The following is a 19,828-nucleotide window of genomic DNA, read 5'->3' on the forward strand; positions in this document are numbered from 1 at the left end:
GCCTGCGCTACGCCTGCCGGCAAAGGGGAACGCTCACTCAGCCAAGATCGGCCATCATCACCTTGGAGCGGCGCTGATAGTTGTACATCTCTTTCTTACTTTCCGGCAGCAGGTCGATATCCACCGGCGTAAAGCCGCGCTCCTGGAACCAGTGGATGCTGCGGGTAGTCAGCACGAACAGTTTGCTTAGCCCCATCTGTTTTGCCTGGGTCGCGATGCGGTTCAGCAGCACTTCCCCACGCGATGAGCTGCGGTAGTCCGGATGGACCGCCACGCAGGCCATTTCACCGATTTTCTCTTCCGGGAACGGATAGAGCGCGGCGCAGGCGATTGTCGTGTTGTCGCGCTGAATAATGGTGAATTTATCTATTTCCATCTCCAGCTGCTCGCGGGAGCGGCGCACCAGAATTCCCTGCTGCTCCAGCGGGCTTATCAGCTCAAGAATACCGCCAATATCGTTGATGGTGGCGCGGCGGATCTGCTCGGCGCTCTCCATGACGATCTGGGTACCGATACCGTCGCGCGAGAACAGCTCCTGCAGCAGAGCGCCATCCTCCTGGTAGCTGATCAGGTGGCAGCGGCGCACGCCGCTGCGGCAGGCTTTCACCGCACCGCGCAGGAAACGCACGGTACCGGAGTTGTAGTCCTCTTCCGCTTCCAGCTCTTCAACCCGAGCCTGGGCTTCGTTCGGGAACAGCTCGGGAACGATCTCACCCTCCTGGCTGTACACCCCTTGCGAAGAGCAGAAGCCGATCATTTTTTCCGCTTTCAGCTTAATGGCCAGCTGGGTGGCAATCTCTTCGGAAGTCAGGTTAAAGCTTTCGCCGGTGACCGATACCGCAACCGGGCCCATCAGCACGATGGCGCCGTTATCAAGCTGGCGGTGGATCGCTTCTTCATCGATACGACGAATGCGCCCGCTGTGGCAATAATCGACGCCGTCATCCACGCCAAGCGGTTGGGCAATAATGAAATTACCGCTCACGACGTTAATGTGGGCGCCCTGCAGCGGGGTGTTATTGAGGCTCATCGACAGGCGCGCGGTAATTTCCAGCTGCAGCATGCCGGCGGCCTGTTTAACCAGTTCGAGGGTTTTGGCGTCAGTCACGCGCGTTTGCTTATGGTAAAGCGGCTCGTGATGATGCTCGGCCAGGTTAGCGTCTATCTGAGGGCGCGCGCCATAGACCACCACCAGGCGAATGCCCAGGCTATGTAATAGGCCAATGTCATTGACTATACTGGAGAAATTTTCATGCTCGATGGCTTCGCCGCCCAGCATGATAACAAAGGTTTTTCCCCGATGGGCGTTAATATAGGGAACTGAATGGCGGAATCCTTCTACCAGTTCGGTGCGACGTTCCTTCACCATGACCACAACCCTCAATGCATGATTATTCGTAATAAGTGTATTTTTATTCTGTTTTGCGCGTAAACGCAAGCCAAAATTTGTCACCAATATGCGAAAGAACTGTGACTTAACGCGTGCTACCAAAGATTGTTTACCCTTTTATTGATGACAGGTTATACGGCTTTCGTTAAAGTTTCCGGTCAATCTGTTTGTTTTGGATACGAAAGCGTTTTTATTGCTTGGGAGTGGCATGCCGGGATACAAGTCAGGATTAAGCCGTCGCCGTTTTTTACAGGGGGCGAGCGCCATGTGGTTAATGAGCGTCAGTCCGGTTGGTTTAGCCGCCGTTGCACAGGTCGTCGCGGTGCGCGTCTGGCCGTCGTCAACCTATACGCGCGTTACGGTGGAATCCAACCATGTGCTGAAATATCGGCAATTTGCATTGAGCAATCCGGAGCGGCTGGTGGTCGATCTGGAAGGGGTCAACCTTAATTCCGTGCTAAAGGGCATGGGAACCAGCATTCGCGACGACGATCCCTATATTAAGTCCGCCCGCGTCGGCCAGTTCGATCCGCAGACGGTGCGCATGGTGTTTGAGCTTAAACAGAACGTGAAACCGCAGCTCTTTGCCCTCGCGCCGGTTGCCGGTTTTAAAGAGCGTCTGGTGATGGATCTCTATCCGTCTACGGCGACCGACGTGCAGGATCCGCTGCTGGCGCTGCTGGAGGATTACAACAAGGGCGATCTCGATCGTCAGGTGCCGCCGGCGGAAAGCGGGCCGAAGCCGGGTAAAGCCGGGCGCGACCGGCCGATTGTGATCATGCTCGATCCGGGACACGGCGGGGAAGACTCCGGCGCGGTGGGTAAATACCACACCCGTGAGAAAGACGTGGTGCTGCAGATCGCCCGGCGGCTTCGGGCGCTGATCGAAAAAGAGGGAAATATGAAGGCCTATATGACCCGCAATGAAGATGTCTTTATTCCCCTGAAGGTGCGCGTCGCCAAGGCGCAAAAACAGCGTGCCGATCTGTTCGTCTCGATCCACGCCGATGCCTTTACCAGCCGACAGCCGAGCGGCTCTTCGGTATTCGCGCTCTCAACCAAAGGCGCCACCAGCACCGCGGCTAAGTATCTGGCGCAAACCCAGAACGCCGCCGATCTGGTGGGGGGCGTCAGCAAGAGCGGCGATCGCTACGTCGACCATACGATGTTTGATATGGTGCAGTCGCTGACCATCGCCGATAGCCTGAAGTTTGGTAAGGCCGTGCTGCAGAAGATGGGCAGAATTAATAACCTGCACAAAAACCAGGTGGAACAGGCCGGCTTTGCGGTGCTGAAAGCGCCGGATATCCCGTCGATCCTGGTCGAAACCGCGTTTATCAGCAACGTGGAGGAGGAGCGTAAGCTGAAAACGGCGACCTTCCAGCAGGAAGTTGCCGAGTCGATACTGGCGGGGATTAAGGCCTACTTCGCCGATGGCGCAACGCTGGCAAGGCGTGGTTGATGAAAGGAGCGGGAGATGGCCCTGTTAAAGAGCGCCCACGGCGGCAATACGCGAGAGGCGGCGGCGCTGCTGGGCATTCAGCCCGCACAGCTGCTCGATTTTAGCGCCAATATTAATCCGCTGGGCATGCCTGAAAGCCTCAAACGCGCCCTGATCGCTAATCTTGACCGCGCGGAGCGCTATCCCGACGTGGACTATCAGCAGCTGCACGAGGCGCTGGCAGAGCATCACCATATTCCCGCCTCGTGGATCGTCGCAGGCAATGGCGAAACCGAATCTATTTTCACCGTCGTAAGTGGCCTGAAGCCGCGTCAGGCGATGATTGTAGTGCCCGGTTTTGCCGAATATCGCCGCGCGCTGAGCGCGGTAGATTGCGCGATCCGCGAGTTCGCCCTGCGGGAAGAGGACGGCTGGCAGCTGACCGAGGCCCTTCTCGCGGCTCTGACGCCGGACCTCGACTGCCTGTTCCTCTGTACGCCCAATAACCCAACCGGACTGCTGCCGGAGAGCCACCTGCTGGCGGCGATTGCCGCGCGCTGCAAAGCGCTAGACATCGCGCTGATCCTCGATGAGGCTTTTATCGATTTCATTCCCGACCAGCCGGGGTTTATTCCTCTGCTGCGCGATAACCCACATATCTGGGTACTGCGCTCGCTGACCAAGTTCTATGCCATCCCCGGCCTGCGGCTGGGCTATCTGGTCAACGGCGATGAACGCGCCGTCGCCAGGATGCGCGAGCGGCAGATGCCGTGGTCAATAAACGCGTTTGCCGCGCTGGCGGGGGAAATTATTCTGCAGGATAGCGCCTACCAGCAGAAGACCTGGCGCTGGCTGGCGGAAGAAGGCCGGCGTTTTTACCAGCAGCTCCGCCAGCTTCCCGGCCTGACGGTCTATCCGGGCCAGGCAAACTATCTGTTTCTGCGCGCCGATATTCCTGGCATCGACCTGCAGTATGCCCTGCTGCAGCAGCACATTTTGATACGCAGCTGCGCCAACTACCCCGGCCTCGGGGCGGGCTATTTCCGCGTGGCGATCCGCAGCGCGGAAGAGAATCAGCGGCTGCTTGCGGCGCTGGCGAAGATCCTGCCCGTCGGCGTCTGACTTCGCAAGCCGCCGGCGCATCGGTGTGGCATAATGCCGTTCCTTATTGCGCGAACGGCAGAGCCTCAGGATGCTTTCGCGATATCAACCAACGGGTGCCAGCGACGGGAGCCAAAATTCCCCGCCGCTGCGATGCTGACGCTAAGCCAGAAATCCTGCCTGTTGGTTATCACCAACAACCTCGGTGGTAAGTAGGGTGCTCAGAGGCGTACCGGCGAAAGCGTACCGCTGTTGCACCTTTGCCCTCCGACCACCCTGAACAGGAACCGGGTATGGCGGCAAGACTCCATTCATCTATTCCCGTACGCCGACAGGCGTCTTCGAGGCTCGCGCGATGACGCTACTTGCCTGGAGCGTCGCCTGGCTCCTCGATCTCATCATCGGCGACCCCCCGCGCTGGCCCCACCCGGTACGCTGGATTGGCCACCTCATTACCGCCACGCAACGCGTCGTCAGGCGCTACTGCCGCAGCGACAGGGCGCTACGCATCGGCGGAGGGCTGATGTGGCTGGCGGTGGTAGGGCTGACGTGGGGCGTTTCCTGGGGCGTACTGACGCTGGCGGAAAGCATCCATCCCTGGCTCGGCTGGGTGATTGAGGTGTGGATGATTTTTACCCTGCTGGCCGGCCGCTGCCTGGCAACCTCCGCCCGCGATGTTGAGCGTCCGCTGCGCGAGGGGGACCTGGCGCAGAGCCGCGAGAAGCTCTCGTGGATTGTCGGGTGGGACACGTCTCAGCTCCAGCCGGAGCAGATTAACCGCGCGGTGGTGGAGACGGTGGCGGAGAACACCGTCGATGGCATTATTGCCCCGCTCTTCTTCCTGCTGATCGGCGGCGCGCCGCTGGCTATGGCCTACAAGGCGGTGAATACCCTCGATTCAATGGTGGGCTACAAGCACGAAAAGTATCGCGCTATTGGCATGGTCAGCGCCCGCCTTGATGATGTTGCCAACCTTATTCCCGCCCGTCTGAGCTGGCTGCTGCTGAGTATGGCGGCCTTCTTATGCCGCAACGATGGTCCCGGAGCGGTACGTATCGGCTGGCGGGATCGCTATAACCACAGCAGCCCCAACTGCGGATGGCCGGAAGCCAGCGTGGCCGGCGCGTTGGGGATTCGGCTGGGCGGTCCAAACAACTATTTTGGCCAACGGGTAGAAAAGCCGTGGATTGGCGACGACGTGCGCGACATTTCAGTCGACGATATCCCCCGCACGATCCGGCTGATGTGGGTGGCATCAACCCTGGCGCTGGCGCTGTTTATGCTGGCGCGCTATCTGCTGGCCGGCGCGGCATGAACGCCGCGGCTATAGCGAAAGATGAGCTTAATGCGAAGGCGACAGAACGCGATAAAGGAGGCCCCATGACGCGGGCAATTATGTTGCAAGGTACGGCATCCGACGTGGGAAAAAGCGTGCTGGTGGCGGGACTGTGCAGAATTTTTTACCAGGACGGCCTGCGCACGGCGCCGTTTAAATCACAGAACATGGCGCTGAACTCGGGCATCACCGCCGATGGCAAAGAGATGGGACGGGCGCAGATCTTCCAGGCCGAAGCGGCGGGCATCGCGCCGGATGTGCGCATGAACCCGATACTGTTAAAGCCAACCAGCGATCTCAACGCGCAGGTGGTGCTGATGGGAAAAGTGGCGACCCATATGGACGCGGTGAGCTACCACGAGTACAAGCCGCGCCTGCGCGAGCAGATCCTTGAGGTTTACCGCAGCCTGGCGCAGGAGTATGAGGTGCTGGTTCTCGAGGGCGCCGGCAGCCCGGCGGAGATCAACCTGCGCGATCGCGATATCGTTAACATGGGCATGGCGGAGATGGCGCAGTGTCCGGTGATCCTCGTTGCCGACATCGACAGAGGCGGCGTGTTTGCCGCCATCTACGGGACGCTGGCGCTGCTTGAGGAGCAGGAGCGCGCCAGGGTGAAAGGGGTGATCATCAATAAGTTCCGCGGCGATGTGGCGCTGCTGTACTCGGGCATCGAACAGATTGAGACTTTGACCGGCGTTCCGGTGCTGGGCGTGCTGCCGTGGCTGGAGGTCGATCTGGAAGATGAAGATAGCGTGGCGTTGCAGAAGGGAAAATACCTGAGCACCGCGCCGCGGGAGATTGAGATTGCAGTGGTTCAGCTGCCGCATACGTCCAACTTCACCGATTTCAACGCGCTGGCGGCGCAGCCGGACGTGCGCGTGCGCTACGTTCGTCATCCCCAGGATCTGACGACGAGCGACCTGGTGATCCTGCCCGGCAGCAAAAATACGCTGGGCGATCTGCGGTGGCTGCGCGAAAGCGGGATGGAGCAGGGCGTGCTGCAGGCACATCAGCAGGGGATTCCGCTGCTGGGGATCTGCGGCGGTTACCAGATGCTTGGCGAGACCATCTTCGATGACGTGGAGTCCGGGCTGGGCATGTTGCCCGGCCTGGGGCTGCTCAATACCGTAACGCACTTTGCCCGCCATAAAACCACGACGCTGGTTGAGGCGACGATGGCGGCTGCGCTCCCTGGCTGGCTGACGGGCGCCTCCGCGCTGCGCGTGCGCGGCTACGAAATTCATATGGGTGAAACGACCCGGCAAGGCGACTGCCGGCCGCTGCTGCAGCTGGAAAAAGAGGGGCGGACGGTGGCGGACGGGGCGATGACGGACGACGGGCTGGCGTTTGGTACCTACCTGCACGGCCTGTTCGACAGCGATGATTTCACCCGCGCGCTGGTCAACGGCCTGCGTCAACGCAAAGGCCTGGCGGCGCTGGATAGCACCCTCCACTACGCGCAGTACAAGTCGCAGCAGTTCGATATTCTGGCGGATGCAATGCGTCAACATATTGATATTGAAAAAATTTACCACATTATGCAGCAGCATCAGGAGCCATCATGCTGATTCTGGTCACCGGCGGCGCGCGCAGCGGGAAAAGCCGTCACGCCGAAGCGCTGATCGCCGGCTCACCGCAGGTTTTGTATCTCGCCACCTCGCAGATTTTTGATGAGGAGATGGCCGCGAGGATCCAGCATCACCGCGATAGCCGACCGGCGCACTGGCGCACCGTCGAGCGCTGGCAGCATCTTGATAAGCTGATTGCCCCGCACGACGATCCTAACGAAGCTATTTTGCTGGAGTGTATCACCACCATGGTCACCAACCTGCTGTTTGCCTGCGGCGGTGACAGCGATCCCGATGGCTGGGATTATGCGGCCATGGAGCGGATGATTGATGACGAGGTCCACTCGCTGATCGCCGCCTGCCAGCGCTCTGCGGCGAAGATCGTGGTGGTCACCAACGAAGTGGGAATGGGGATTGTCCCCGAGAATCGCCTTGCGCGGCATTTTCGCGATATCGCCGGTCGGGTTAACCAGCGCCTGGCGGCGGCTGCGGATGAGGTCTGGCTGGTGGTATCAGGTATTGGAGTCAAAATAAAATGATCAAACTATTTTGGGCAACGCTCTCTTTTCTCAGCCGTTTACCGGTACCGGAGCGCTGGTCGCAGGGGCTGGATATCGACCGCTACGTTCGCGGTATTGTCACCTTTCCCGTGGTCGGCGCGCTGCTGGGCTTGCTGAGCGGCCTGGTATTTCTCGCCGTGCAGGCGTGGTGCGGCATCCCGCTGGCGGCGCTGTTTGCCGTACTGGCGCTGGCGCTGCTCACCGGCGGCTTCCACCTCGACGGACTGGCCGACACCTGCGACGGGGTGTTTTCCGCCCGCCGTCGTGAACGGATGCTGGAGATTATGCGCGACAGCCGGCTGGGAACCCACGGCGGGCTGGCGCTGATTTTTGTGCTGCTGGCGAAGGTGCTGGTGGTCAGCGAGCTGGCGCTGCGCGGCACGCCGATGCTGGCGGCGCTGGCGGCAGCCTGTGCGGTAGGGCGGGGAGCCAGCGTGCTGCTGATGTACCGCCACCGCTATGCGCGGGAAGAGGGGCTGGGCAACGTGTTTATCGGCAAGGTGAGCGGGCGACAAACCTGCGTAACCCTGGGGCTCGCGGTTATTCTCGCGGCGGTGCTGCTGCCGGGCATGAGCGGAGTGGCGGCGCTGGCGGTCAGCGTGGCGGCGATTTTCATTCTCGGTCAGCTCTTAAAGCGCACCCTCGGTGGGCAAACCGGCGATACGCTGGGAGCGGCCATTGAGCTCGGCGAACTGATCTTCCTGCTGGCCCTGCTGTGAGCCACGCTGCGCCATTGCTGCACGCGGCGATGGCGCACCAGGCGATGAGGCCGGATCTGAGTATTGCTGCTAAGAAAGGTCGTTCGGGGCCGTGAACCGGCGGGCAGAAGCTATCGTGCGGGAAGCGCAGAAACAAAAAAACACCCGGGAGGGTGTTTATTGTGTTGGTTGCGGGGGCCGGATTTGAACCGACGACCTTCGGGTTATGAGCCCGACGAGCTACCAGGCTGCTCCACCCCGCGTCCGTCTTTACTCTTCATCGAGTAAACTTGCATCAGATTTTAATTGGTTGCGGGGGCCGGATTTGAACCGACGACCTTCGGGTTATGAGCCCGACGAGCTACCAGGCTGCTCCACCCCGCGTCCGTCTTTACTCTTCCATCGAGTAAAGCTTACTTCTCTGATTTTAATTGGTTGCGGGGGCCGGATTTGAACCGACGACCTTCGGGTTATGAGCCCGACGAGCTACCAGGCTGCTCCACCCCGCGTCCGTGGATGCGCACTATACTCTGCTAACGTTTTGATGCAACCCTTTTTCAGCTAAATCGATAATTTTGTAATGAATGGTGTAGAAAGAACCGTTTTTAGCGCGTTTTTTAGCCGATTTTGTATTTGTGCTGCTTTATCGCATTTCAATAGCCCTGGCGGTTTGTTATCTTCCCTCATCACGAACCGGTACTAAGCGGCAAAAGAAGAGATACCATGAAAGGATGTTGGGCAAAGTATGTGGCAACCGGAGCAATACTGGCGATGCTCGCCGGCTGCTCCTCGAAACCGACCGATCGCGGTCAGCAGTATAATGAAGGAAAGCTTACCCAGCCGTTTTCACTGGTTAACCAACCTGATGCGGTCGGCACGCCAATTAACGCGGGCGACTTCTCCGAACAGGTCAGGCAGATCCGCAGCGCCTCTCCGCGCCTCTATAATAGCCAGAGCAACGTCTATAACTCCCTGCAGCAGTGGCTAAGCGCCGGCGGCGATACCCGCACGCTGAGCCAGTACGGCATTGACGCCTGGCAGATGCAGGGCGCCGATAGCTACGGCAACGTGCAGTTTACCGGCTACTACACCCCGGTGGTGCAGGCGCGCCACACCCGCCAGGGTGAGTTCCAGTATCCTATTTACCGCATGCCGCCGAAGCGCGGCAAGCTTCCGTCCCGCGCCAGCATCTACGCCGGCGGGCTGAGCGACAGCTATATCCTGGCCTACAGCAACTCGCTGATGGACAACTTCATTATGGATGTCCAGGGCAGCGGCTATATCGATTTTGGCGACGGCTCGCCGCTGAACTTCTTCAGCTATGCCGGGAAGAACGGCTGGTCGTATCGCAGCATCGGTAAAGTGCTTATCGATCGCGGTGAAGTAAAGAGAGAAGATATGTCGATGCAGGCGATCCGCGAATGGGGTGAAACCCATAGCGAAGCCGAAGTGCGCGCGCTGCTCGAAGAGAACCCGTCCTTCGTCTTCTTTAAACCGCAATCCTTCGCCCCGGTGAAAGGCGCCAGCGCGGTACCGCTGATTGGCCGCGCGTCGGTCGCCTCTGACCGCAGCATTATCCCGCCGGGAACCACCCTGCTGGCGGAAGTCCCGCTGCTGGATAATAAAGGCAAGTTTAACGGTCAGTACGAGCTGCGCCTGATGGTTGCGCTGGACGTCGGCGGCGCGATTAAAGGCCAGCACTTCGATATCTATCAGGGTATCGGTGCGGATGCCGGGCATCGCGCGGGCTGGTATAACCACTATGGCCGCGTTTGGGTGCTGAAAAACGCCCCGGGCACGGGCAACGTCTTTAGCGGCTAACACTCCTTTCTCCGCTGCCCCGACGGCACGCGCGCGTCGGGGAAGCGGCCATTTTATTCTGAGGTTATATGTCTGTTGTAATTAGCGACGCCTGGCGCCAGCGTTTTGGTGGGACGGCGCGTTTGTATGGTGAATCAGCGCTGCAGTGTTTTGCCGACGCGCACGTCTGCGTCGTGGGCATCGGCGGCGTCGGCTCCTGGGCCGCAGAAGCGCTGGCACGAACCGGGATTGGCGCCATTACCCTTATCGATATGGACGACGTCTGCGTCACCAACACCAACCGGCAGATTCATGCCCTGGGCGGCAACGTCGGGCTGGCGAAAGCCGAGGTGATGGCGGAACGCATCCGGCTGATCAACCCTGAATGTCAGGTGACGGTGATTGACGATTTCGTGACGCCGGAGAACGTGGCCGAATATATGGGCGCGGGCTTCAGCTACGTGATTGACGCTATCGATAGCGTGCGGCCGAAGGCGGCGTTAATTGCCTGGTGCCGTCGCTATAAGGTGCCGCTGGTGACTACCGGCGGTGCGGGTGGGCAAATTGATCCGACCCAGATTCAGGTGGCGGACCTGGCGAAAACGATTCAGGATCCGCTGGCGGCGAAGCTGCGCGAGCGCCTGAAGGGCCAGTTCGGAGTGGTCAAAAACAGTAAGGGCAAGCTCGGCATCGACTGCGTGTTCTCGACCGAGGCGCTGGTTTATCCCCAGGCAGACGGCAGCGTATGCGCGATGAAAAGCAGCGCGGAAGGCCCCAAACGAATGGACTGCGCGTCGGGCTTTGGGGCGGCAACGATGGTTACCGCCACCTTTGGTTTTGTCGCCGTATCGCATGCGCTGAAGAAAATGCTGGCGAAAGCCGGGCGTCAGGGCCAGGCGCTTTAGCTCGGGTTAAGCCTCGCGGGCCGCGGCAAGCACCGCGGCGCCCAGCGCGGCGAGGCCCTGGCCGCGAGAGGCGCTAAGCTGCGCGCGCAGCCCCAGCTCGTCGAACAGCGCCAGCGGATCGCGCGCCTGCAGCTCGGCGGCGCTTTTCCCCTCAACGGCCGTCAGCAGCACGGCCAGCAGGCCGCGAACGATCCGTCCCTCGCTGTCACCAAAGAAATGGAGCCGACCGTCGCGCACGCTATACCCCAGCCAGACGCGGTTTTCACAGCCGGCAATCTCCGTCGTGTGGGCTTTAACCTCTTCCGCCAGCGGCGGCAGCTTTTTGCCTAACACAATCAGCTGGCGGTACTTATCTTCCCACTGGCTCAGCGGGACGAAGGTTTGCCGCAGCGTCGCTTCAGTGATAGCGGTGCCAAACGGATGGTTCTGCGGGTTGGGAGTCGTCATTAGTCCACCAAAATTTCCAGAGCGCGGTCAACGGCATGCACCAGCGCGTAAACGTCATCCTGCGTATTATAAGGCGCAAACGAGGCGCGCAGGGTGCCGCTAACGCCAAGCGCCGCCAGCAGCGGCTGGGCGCAGTGCTGCCCGGCGCGAAGCGCGATGCCGGACTCCGCCAGCAGCGTCACCATATCGCCGTGGTGCACGCCGGCGAAATCAAACGCCAGCAGGCTTGAGCTTTGGCAGCGGAAGGAGCGGAAGCCCGGACGTTTCGCCAGCTCGTCTTCAGCCAGCGTCGCCAGGCTGCGGCTCCAGCTTTCGGCCTGGGCGATATCGGTCTCCTGCAGCCACTCCAGCGTCGCGCTCAGGCCAATGACGCCGGCGACGTTTGGCGTGCCGGCCTCCAGCCGATAGGGGACGGGCTGGGTTTTAAACCCGTCGAACGTGACTTCGGTAATCATTTTACCGCCGCCGAGCCACGGCGACATGGCGTTCAGCAGTTCGCTTTTACCATACAGCGCGCCAATCCCCGTCGGGCCGTACAGCTTATGGCCGGAGAAGGCGTAAAAGTCGATATCCAGATTCTGGACGTCGGCCGGGAAATGCACCGCGCCCTGCGCGCCGTCGACCATCACCACCATTCCCGCCTCGTGCGCGAGGCGGATCGCCAGCGCCAGATCCGGGCAGCCGCCGGTCACGTTAGACATCTGGCCAATGGCCAGCACCCGGCTGCGCGGCGTGATCAGGGAGGGCAGGCTCGCCACGTCAGGCAGGCGATCGGCGCCGATGGGCAGCTTCACCACCCGGGCGCCGGTTTGCTCGGCCACCATCAGCCAGGGAACCAGATTGGCGTGATGCTCCGCTTCGCTGACGATGATTTCGTCGCCGGGCCGCAGGCGCGGGCGAACGTAGCTCTGCGCCACCATGTTAATGGCTTCGGTGGTGCCGCGGGTCCAGACGATATCTTTGCCCGACGGCGCGTTAAGCAGCGCCGCGACGCGCTCGCGGGCGTCTTCATAACGTTCGGTCAGGCGCTGGGCGGCGGCAAACTGGCTGCGGTGCACGTTACCGGCGCTGAGGCGATAGAACCGATCGCTGGCCTCGATGGTGGCCAGCGGCTTTAGCGCCGTCGCCGCGCTATCAAGGTAAACGCCGGCATCGGCCAGAGCCGGAAACTGCGCGCGAAACTGAGCGGGATTGAATGCGTTCATGGAGCTCCTCGTTGCAATACGACGATCGTCGCGCAATTTATCCGTCAGGGCAAGGCTGACAAGCACCGGATAAGGAAGAGAGGGGAAATTCAGGGCAAAAAAAAGCACCGCGCGTTGCGGTGCTACATTAAATCACTATGGACAGACAGGGTAAATGTACAGGAAGTGAAAAGGGGGTAGCTTAGCCACCATGGTCCGCAAAGACAGACCAATTGCAAACACAACAACACAACATCACAACCGTAAGCCAAAAGCTTGTTGGAACACGCATTCCAAAAAAAGCTCTTCGTTCCGGCTCAGGAAGTGCGGCCACTATAGGTATTTGCTGGTAGAACCTCAACGGACAAATTATAATGGCTCAGATAAAAAAAACTAATAGGTTAAACGTTGTTTCCTGTTTGTTAAATTGCCTTAACATCTAAGCCAGAATAACCATGTCAAAGCGATTACCACCTCTGAATGCATTACGTGTTTTTGATGCAGCCGCACGTCATTTAAGCTTCACTCGCGCAGCCGATGAGCTTTTTGTGACCCAGGCCGCAGTAAGTCACCAAATCAAGTCACTAGAGGACTTTCTTGGGCTGAAGCTGTTTCGGCGGCGCAATCGATCGCTGCTGCTGACGGAAGAGGGCCAGAGCTATTTCCAGGATATTAAAGATATTTTTTCGCAGCTGACGGAGGCGACGCGTAAACTGCAGGCGCGAAGCGCAAAAGGGGCGTTAACGGTCAGCCTGTTGCCCAGTTTTGCGATTCAGTGGCTGGTCCCGCGCCTTTCAAGCTTTAACTCAGCTTATCCGGGAATTGACGTCAGAATCCAGGCGGTGGACCGTCAGGAGGACAAGCTGGCGGATGACGTTGACGTGGCGATTTTCTACGGTCGCGGCAACTGGCCGGGGCTGCGCGTCGAAAAACTGTACGCCGAGTATCTGCTGCCGGTTTGCTCGCCGGTGCTGCTGACCGGTGACAAAGCGTTGAAAACGCCTGCGGATCTGGCGCAACATACGCTATTGCACGATGCTTCCCGTCGCGACTGGCAAACTTATACCCGCCAGCTGGGTCTAAGCCATATTAACGTCCAGCAGGGGCCGATTTTCAGCCACAGCGCAATGGTGCTGCAGGCGGCCATTCACGGACAGGGGGTCGCGCTCGCCAATAACGTGATGTCCCAGTCCGAAATTGAAGCCGGCCGTCTGGTCTGTCCGTTTAATGATGTTCTGGTCAGTAAAAATGCCTTTTATCTGGTTTGTCATGACAGTCAGGCTGAACTGGGTAAAATAGCCGCCTTCCGGCAGTGGATACTGGCGAAAGCGGCAAGTGAACAAGAAAAATTTCGTTTTCGTTACGAACAATAAATGATTGTAGGGTAATAACATGACCAGCCGTTTTATGCTGATATTCGCCGCGATAAGCGGTTTTATCTTTGTTGCTCTGGGCGCCTTCGGCGCGCACGTGTTAAGCCGGTCGCTGGGCGTTGCGGAAATGGGCTGGATCCATACCGGCCTTGAGTACCAGGCCTTCCATACGCTGGCCATTTTTGGCCTGGCGGTGGCGATGCAGCGCCGCATCAGCATCTGGTTTTACTGGAGCAGCGTCTTTATGGCGCTGGGAACCGTTTTGTTCAGCGGCAGCCTTTACTGCCTGGCGCTGTCGCATTTACGCCTGTGGGCGTTCGTTACGCCGGTGGGAGGCGTCAGCTTCCTCGCCGGTTGGGTCTTAATGTTAATTGGTGCAATTCGTCTGAAACGTAAGGGCGTTGTTCATGAATAAGGTTGTCCTCTATTGTCGCCCCGGGTTTGAGAAGGAGTGCGCAGCAGAAATTACCGATAAGGCATCCCGCCTTGAGGTGTTTGGTTTTGCCCGCGTGAAAGATAACGCCGGGTACGTGATTTTTGAATGCTATCAGATGGAAGATGGCGACAAGCTGGCGCGCGAACTGCCGTTCAGCTCGCTGGTCTTTGCCCGCCAGATGTTTGTGGTCGGCGAACTGCTTCGCGACCTGCCGCCGGAAGATCGCATCACGCCGATTGTCGGCATGCTGCAGGGCGTGGTGGAGAAGGGTGGCGACCTGCGGGTTGAAGTGGCCGATACCAATGAAAGCAAAGAGCTGATGAAGTTCTGCCGTAAGCTTACGGTTCCGCTGCGCGCGGCCCTGCGTGAAGCGGGCGTGCTGACCAGCTACGAAACCACGAAGCGTCCGGTGGTGCACGTATTCTTTATCGCTCCGGGCTGCTGCTATACCGGCTACTCCTACTCCAACAACAACTCCCCGTTCTATATGGGGATCCCGCGGCTTAAATTCCCTGCCGATGCGCCGAGCCGCTCTACGCTGAAGCTGGAAGAGGCGTTCCACGTCTTTATCCCGGCCGATGAGTGGGACGAGCGCCTGGGCAACGGCATGTATGCGGTGGATCTTGGCGCCTGTCCCGGCGGCTGGACCTATCAGCTGGTGAAGCGCAACATGTGGGTTTCGTCGGTCGATAACGGCCCGATGGCGCAGAGCCTGATGGATACCGGACAGGTGACCTGGCTGCGTGAAGATGGCTTCCGCTACCGCCCGACCCGCAGCAACATCTCATGGATGGTGTGCGACATGGTGGAAAAGCCGGCTAAGGTTGCGGCGCTGATGGCGCAGTGGCTGGTCAACGGCTGGTGCCGCGAGACTATCTTCAACCTGAAGCTGCCGATGAAAAAGCGCTATGAAGAGCTGTCGCGCAATCTGGCCTACATCCAGGAACAGCTGGATGAGCACGGCATTAACGCGCAGATTCAGGCGCGCCAGCTGTATCACGATCGTGAAGAAGTCACCGTTCATATTCGCCGCCTGTGGGCTGCGGTTGGCGGTCGTCGCGACGAGCGCTAGCTTCGCGTCGTCTCCCGGGTAGCGGCACCGCTATCCGGGCTCTCCTCTCCCTTCTCCTGCCGGCTATTTTGCCGCGATGGGCTCATCAGAAATGATGTGCGTCACGTCATCGAGATGGCCGATGCTGGCCTCGCCCGAGCGATTAAACTTACTCTTATCGATCAGCAGCAAAGACTGCGCCGCCCGCTTGAGCAGCAGGGACTTGAACTCGGCGTTAACCGTATTTGAATCCCAAAGCGCACCGTTGCTGTCGATACCTTCGCAGGAAAAAACGAACAGATCGATCTCCAGCGATCGGAGCTGCGGGATAAGCGAAGCGCTGACGTAGCAGCCGTATTTGCGCTGCAGGGTGCCGCCGGAGCAGGTGAGCTGGATATGCTCGCGCTTGCTCAGCTCCTGGCAGATGGGCTGGCTGTTGGTAAACACGTGCAGGTTGACGTCCGGGAGCTGACGGGCCAGATACCAGCAGGTGGAGCTGGCGTCGAGGGCGATAACCATCCCTTCTTCTATCCAGGCAAGGGCCTCGCGGGCGATATCGGCTTTGTGGGCATAGTGGCTTTTGAGGCGGATGTGGAACGGATCGCCGCTGTCCTGGCTCTGGCGATGAATGATTTTGACGCGCCCGTGGTTACGCAGCACTTTGCCCTGCGACTGCAGCTCGCTGAGGTCGCGACGAATCGTCTCTTTACTGACCGCGAGCTGCAGCGATAGGGCTTCGGTCGTCAGGCTGCTGTGGTTGATCAGCAGGTCTATTATCGCCTGCTGGCGTGCCGCTTTCATTTTCTCTCACCCTGTCAGTCAATAAACGCCCGCATCAGGCGGGCGCTCCGGCATGAGATTACGGCGTTACTCCTTTTTTTAAAAGAATATTCCCGTACTTCGCGCGCTCCCCTGTGATAACGATCGCAAAGGCTTTTTGCGCCCGCTCGTAGAACGCAAAGCGATCGATGCGGATGACTTCCGGGCACGGCGACTGCCGGGAGAGCGCATCGCGATAGCGGCGCTCAACGTCGGGGTCGAGCGCGTCGCCCGCTACCGCCGCCATCATCACCAGCGGCGGCGCGTAGCCGTCGAGCTCAAACAGCGGAGCGATCGCCTGCAGGAGATCGCTGACCAGCAGGCCGTCGGCGCGAACGACTTGCGGCCCCATACTGTGGGCCGGGAAGTGGGCGTCGGAAAAAATAATTTCATCCCCGTGGCCCATCTCGGCCAGGATCTTAAGCAGCTCGGGGGAGATGAGTGGCGAGATAGTTTTTAGCATGTCATACCTCATCTATCAGTTCAGGTTCGGTTTGTGGATAAAAGTAGCGGTACCGGTAGTGCACCTGGGCTCTGGCCAGTTCCGGGCTGGCAAACTCGCCGGCGCCAAACCAGCCGTACATCGCCGCGCCGGCAACGGTGGTTTCCGCGTCATCGAGCACCTTAACCGGCATATCCAGCGCGTTGGCTTTAATTTGATTCCACAGCGCGTTACGGCTGCCGCCGCCCACCAGCAGGAGCTCGCTGGCCTTAAAGCCGCCGATTTTCTCCAGAGTGCGCAGGTGGCTCTGCAGCTGGGCGGTTAGGCCCTCCAGCGCGGCGCGATAAAAATGGCCGCGGGTGGTATTCAGCGTTACGCCCTGCCAGCCCGCGTCCCGGCAGGCCAGCAGATCGCAGCGCATCTTCACGCCTTCGGCGCCGGCGGGAATAAGGCGCGCTTCCTCAATCAGCGTGTGCCACGGTGTCTCCGGCGTCCACAGCAGCTGACGCACCCACTCCAGCACGCCGGACGCCAGCCACTGCATCCCGGGGTTGGTCAGGCCGGGCTGGCTGTCCAGTTCGCAGGTTGAGCCGGGGTACTGGCTCAGCAGCGGGGTGTTAACCCCGGCGCTGCGCACCATCAGGATTTCCCAGGTGCCGGAGGAGAGCACCGGTTCGTCCTGCTGGGCGCCGGCGCCAAACAGCGCAAACTGCGTATCGTGCCCGGCGGAGAATACCGGTATCCCGACGGGGAGTTGCAGCAGCGCGGCGGCGTCAGGCTGAAGGGTGCCGATTTTGTCTCCCGCCTCAACCAGCCGCGGGAACAGGCGGCGCGGGATCCCTGCCGCCTGCAGGATCTCGGGGCTAAACTCGCGCCGGTGAATATCCAGCATCTGGCCGGTACCCGCCATGGTGATATCGGTGGTGAACTCGCCGGTTAAGCGGTGGTTGATAAGCGATGAGATAAACAGCCAGGCGTGCGCCTTTTCCAGCAGCTGCGGGTGGTTCTCTTTCAGCCATACCAGCTTATATAAGGTATTGAAGCTGAAGGCCCCGACGCCGGAGATCTCCTGCAGCCGCTGGGCCGGCATTATTCTGCCGATGTCGCGCATCACCGCCGCGGTGCGCGGGCATTTCCAGCTGATCGTCGGGTAGAGCAGGGCGCCGCGCTCATCGACCAGCGCCCCGTCGACGCCAAAGGTGGTGACCGTAATACCGCGAATGCGGCAGGCGGCGAGCTCAGCCGCGAGCGTCTGGCAGCAGCTGGCGAAGCGCTGGAGGATCGCCTCCAGAGACCACTGGTGCCAGGCGCCGTTTTCCGCCGCGACGTCGCTGGCGTTGGGGGTCGATGCGCGGGCGACAATCTTCCCCTGCCGATCGACTGCGATGGCGCGGACGTTGGTTGCCCCGCAATCGAGGACCAGAATAACCTCTTGTTTCATCATTGCTCCTGAAACAAAAAAAGCCCTTTCGCGATGAAAGGGCGGAACGTATTAACGTTTGTACAGCGGGCCATAGTTCTGGCAGGCGCGGTAGTCCTGACCTTCGGTATCCATCCCGTGCGCTGACCAGGTTGAAGGGCGATAGATTTTCGCCTCTTCCACGTTATGCATGCAGACCGGAATGCGCAGCATGGCGGCGAGGGTAATAAAGTCCGCACCGACGTGGCCAATGGTCAGCACGCCGTGGTTGGCCCCCCAGTTCGCCATCACCGAATAGACGTCACTGAACGGGCCCTTGCCGGTCAGACGTGGCGCAAACCAGGTGGTTGGCCAGGTGGAATTGGTGCGCGCATCCAGCTGGTCGTGCATCTCTTTCGGCAGCTCGACGCTCCAGCCTTCGGCGATTTGCAGGACCGGCCCCAGGCCCTTAATGATGTTGACCCGGGTCATGGTAAACGGCACGCCGCCTTCGGTGAGGAAGCGCGAGGAGTAGCCGCCGCCGCGGAAATACTCGTGGATCGCCGGGCACCACTCGGTGGCCGCGAGGCAGGCGTCGGCCTCCTGCTGCGAGATTTCCCAGTGCGGTTTCATGGTCGGGTTGCCGGCGGCATCGCGCTGTTTACAGGCGCCGTCCAGCGCCGCAGAGCCGGAGTTGATCAGGTGGATAATGCCGTGCTGCGCCAGCCCGGTAAGCGGCTGACCCGTCACCCGTTCAACCGCATCCGGTGACCAGTAGGTCCGGACGTCGGCAAAGATCTGGGCGGTGCCGGTGAGCTGATGGCCCAGCAGCATTGCCACCCCGTTGAGGCTGTCATTTTCGGTCGCGACAACCAGCGGCTCGCGCACCCCGTTCCAGTCAAACGAGCTGTTCAACAGCGCCTCGGCGGTATCGCCGTTCGGGTATTGATCGGTCCAGTGGCGCTGGCCCTGGAAACCGGCGGCAATGGCGTTATAGCCCAGCGACTCTTCCACCAGCCCTTTGTCCGCCAGCTTCGCGTTGCCCTGCATCATGTCGCGAATGCATATCGCCATCAGCAGGCTCTCTTTCAGAACCGCCCGGCTCTGCTCGGCATTGCGTTTGTACTGCTGTGCGTTCTGGTCCTCGCCGTAGCGGAAGTTTTTATCCGCCCACGCCAGCGCCATCTCCAGCTCCACCTCATCATAAATTTTCTGGTCGATGCGCCGACGTAGCTCGGTCATATCGACCGCCTGCACCTTCATGCCGAGCCAGGATTCGAAGAAGTTATGATCGACGATGGAGCCGGCAATCCCCATGGATACGCCGCCGACGGAGAGATAGCTTTTGCCCTTCATGGCGGCAACCGCCAGCCCGGCGCGGGCGAAGCGCAGCAGCTTTTCTTCGACGTCCGCTGGGATCGCGCTATCGTCCGCGTCCTGAACGTCGTGACCATAGATCGAGAAGGCCGGAATGCCCTTCTGGCTGTGGGCGGCCAGGGCGGCGGCGAGATAGACCGCTCCCGGGCGCTCGGTGCCGTTAAAGCCCCAGATGGCTTTCGGGCGCATCGGGTCCATATCGATGGTTTCGCTGCCGTAGCACCAGCAGGGGGTGACGGTAATGGTCACGCCGACGTTGTGGCGGCTAAACTTCTCTTCACAGGCCGCGGACTCCGCCATACCGGCGATGCAGGTATCCGCAATGACGCACTCGATCTGCGCGCCGCAGGCGTGGCGAAGCTTTTCGCCGATCAGCGCGGCGGTGGCCTGCGCCATGTTCATGGTTTGCTCTTCCAGCGACTCGCGTACGCCCATGCGACGTCCGTCAATGACCGGGCGAATGCCTATTTTCGGTAAGCTGATTTTTTTCATTCCAGACTC

The 19,828-nt window shown here is 60.1% G+C and carries 18 protein-coding genes and 3 tRNA genes; 11 read left to right on the forward strand and 10 right to left on the reverse strand.

What is annotated here, in order from left to right; all coding sequences use genetic code 11:
• Positions 1-37: 37 nt before the first annotated feature.
• On the reverse strand, positions 38-1,369 hold the full coding sequence (gene argA, locus HCK03_RS04885; protein ID WP_041147023.1) for an amino-acid N-acetyltransferase: 1,332 nt from the start codon (positions 1,367-1,369) through the stop codon (positions 38-40).
• Positions 1,370-1,598: 229 nt separating this feature from the next.
• On the opposite strand from argA, the gene amiC reads away from it, so the two are divergent.
• The 6 genes from amiC (at position 1,599) to cobS (ending at position 8,115) form a co-directional block, all read left to right on the forward strand.
• Complete coding sequence (gene amiC, locus HCK03_RS04890; RefSeq protein ID WP_041147022.1) at positions 1,599-2,852, forward strand: N-acetylmuramoyl-L-alanine amidase AmiC; 1,254 nt, start codon at positions 1,599-1,601, stop codon at positions 2,850-2,852.
• 15 nt (positions 2,853-2,867) lie between these two features.
• Positions 2,868-3,953 (forward strand): threonine-phosphate decarboxylase CobD, encoded by a 1,086-nt coding sequence (cobD, locus tag HCK03_RS04895; RefSeq protein WP_148250395.1) that lies wholly within the window; start codon positions 2,868-2,870, stop codon positions 3,951-3,953.
• Between the two features lie 334 nt (positions 3,954-4,287).
• Complete coding sequence (gene cbiB / locus HCK03_RS04900) at positions 4,288-5,247, forward strand: adenosylcobinamide-phosphate synthase CbiB (RefSeq protein WP_167691208.1); 960 nt, start codon at positions 4,288-4,290, stop codon at positions 5,245-5,247.
• A 65-nt stretch (positions 5,248-5,312) separates the two neighbouring features.
• On the forward strand, positions 5,313-6,836 hold the full coding sequence (locus tag HCK03_RS04905; RefSeq protein WP_167691209.1) for a cobyric acid synthase: 1,524 nt from the start codon (positions 5,313-5,315) through the stop codon (positions 6,834-6,836).
• Entirely contained in the window at positions 6,830-7,375 is a 546-nt protein-coding gene (cobU, locus tag HCK03_RS04910; protein ID WP_167691210.1) for a bifunctional adenosylcobinamide kinase/adenosylcobinamide-phosphate guanylyltransferase, read from the forward strand. The genes HCK03_RS04905 and cobU overlap by 7 nt, the downstream gene beginning before the upstream one ends.
• Positions 7,372-8,115, forward strand: coding sequence for an adenosylcobinamide-GDP ribazoletransferase (cobS, locus tag HCK03_RS04915; RefSeq protein ID WP_041147017.1), 744 nt, complete (start codon positions 7,372-7,374; stop codon positions 8,113-8,115). Before cobU ends, cobS begins: the two co-directional genes overlap by 4 nt.
• 165 nt (positions 8,116-8,280) lie before the next feature.
• Here the strand turns inward: cobS and HCK03_RS04920 are convergent.
• From HCK03_RS04920 to HCK03_RS04930, 3 genes are all read right to left on the reverse strand, one after another.
• Positions 8,281-8,357 (reverse strand) — tRNA-Met (locus HCK03_RS04920).
• Positions 8,358-8,401: 44 nt separating this feature from the next.
• A tRNA-Met gene (locus HCK03_RS04925) sits at positions 8,402-8,478 on the reverse strand.
• Positions 8,479-8,526: 48 nt separating this feature from the next.
• A tRNA-Met gene (locus tag HCK03_RS04930) sits at positions 8,527-8,603 on the reverse strand.
• A gap of 214 nt (positions 8,604-8,817) precedes the next feature.
• Between HCK03_RS04930 and mltA the strand changes: the two genes are divergently transcribed.
• Both mltA and tcdA read left to right on the forward strand, forming a co-directional pair.
• Complete coding sequence (mltA, locus tag HCK03_RS04935; protein ID WP_041147016.1) at positions 8,818-9,915, forward strand: murein transglycosylase A; 1,098 nt, start codon at positions 8,818-8,820, stop codon at positions 9,913-9,915.
• Between the two features lie 68 nt (positions 9,916-9,983).
• Positions 9,984-10,799, forward strand: a complete 816-nt coding sequence (gene tcdA, locus HCK03_RS04940; RefSeq protein ID WP_115191993.1) for a tRNA cyclic N6-threonylcarbamoyladenosine(37) synthase TcdA — start codon at positions 9,984-9,986, stop codon at positions 10,797-10,799.
• Positions 10,800-10,805: 6 nt separating this feature from the next.
• On the opposite strand, the gene csdE is transcribed toward tcdA, so the two are convergent.
• Positions 10,806-11,246, reverse strand: coding sequence for a cysteine desulfurase sulfur acceptor subunit CsdE (gene csdE / locus HCK03_RS04945; RefSeq protein ID WP_041147014.1), 441 nt, complete (start codon positions 11,244-11,246; stop codon positions 10,806-10,808).
• On the reverse strand, positions 11,246-12,451 hold the full coding sequence (csdA, locus tag HCK03_RS04950; RefSeq protein WP_041147013.1) for a cysteine desulfurase CsdA: 1,206 nt from the start codon (positions 12,449-12,451) through the stop codon (positions 11,246-11,248). Before csdA ends, csdE begins: the two co-directional genes overlap by 1 nt.
• Before the next feature lie 434 nt (positions 12,452-12,885).
• Between csdA and gcvA the strand changes: the two genes are divergently transcribed.
• From gcvA to rlmM, 3 genes are read left to right on the forward strand one after another with little or no spacing between them, the layout of a single operon-like run.
• Positions 12,886-13,803: a glycine cleavage system transcriptional regulator GcvA gene (gene gcvA / locus HCK03_RS04955; RefSeq protein ID WP_041147012.1), complete on the forward strand. Its 918-nt coding sequence runs from the start codon at positions 12,886-12,888 to the stop codon at positions 13,801-13,803.
• Positions 13,804-13,822: 19 nt separating this feature from the next.
• A complete protein-coding gene (locus tag HCK03_RS04960) occupies positions 13,823-14,218 on the forward strand; it encodes a DUF423 domain-containing protein (protein ID WP_041147011.1) in 396 nt (131 codons plus the stop codon).
• Entirely contained in the window at positions 14,211-15,311 is a 1,101-nt protein-coding gene (gene rlmM / locus HCK03_RS04965) for a 23S rRNA (cytidine(2498)-2'-O)-methyltransferase RlmM (RefSeq protein WP_076945971.1), read from the forward strand. Before HCK03_RS04960 ends, rlmM begins: the two co-directional genes overlap by 8 nt.
• Positions 15,312-15,374: 63 nt before the next feature.
• Here rlmM and fucR read toward each other — a convergent pair whose 3' ends face one another.
• From fucR to fucI, 4 genes are read right to left on the reverse strand one after another with little or no spacing between them, the layout of a single operon-like run.
• Entirely contained in the window at positions 15,375-16,091 is a 717-nt protein-coding gene (fucR, locus tag HCK03_RS04970) for an L-fucose operon activator (protein ID WP_041147009.1), read from the reverse strand.
• Between the two features lie 58 nt (positions 16,092-16,149).
• Positions 16,150-16,572: an L-fucose mutarotase gene (gene fucU / locus HCK03_RS04975; RefSeq protein WP_123552058.1), complete on the reverse strand. Its 423-nt coding sequence runs from the start codon at positions 16,570-16,572 to the stop codon at positions 16,150-16,152.
• 1 nt (position 16,573) lies between these two features.
• Positions 16,574-17,992: an L-fuculokinase gene (gene fucK, locus HCK03_RS04980; protein ID WP_167691211.1), complete on the reverse strand. Its 1,419-nt coding sequence runs from the start codon at positions 17,990-17,992 to the stop codon at positions 16,574-16,576.
• Between the two features lie 51 nt (positions 17,993-18,043).
• Positions 18,044-19,819, reverse strand: a complete 1,776-nt coding sequence (gene fucI, locus HCK03_RS04985) for an L-fucose isomerase (protein ID WP_167691212.1) — start codon at positions 19,817-19,819, stop codon at positions 18,044-18,046.
• Positions 19,820-19,828: the final 9 nt, after the last annotated feature.

This window comes from Klebsiella terrigena (assembly GCF_012029655.1).
GTDB lineage: Bacteria > Pseudomonadota > Gammaproteobacteria > Enterobacterales > Enterobacteriaceae > Klebsiella > Klebsiella terrigena.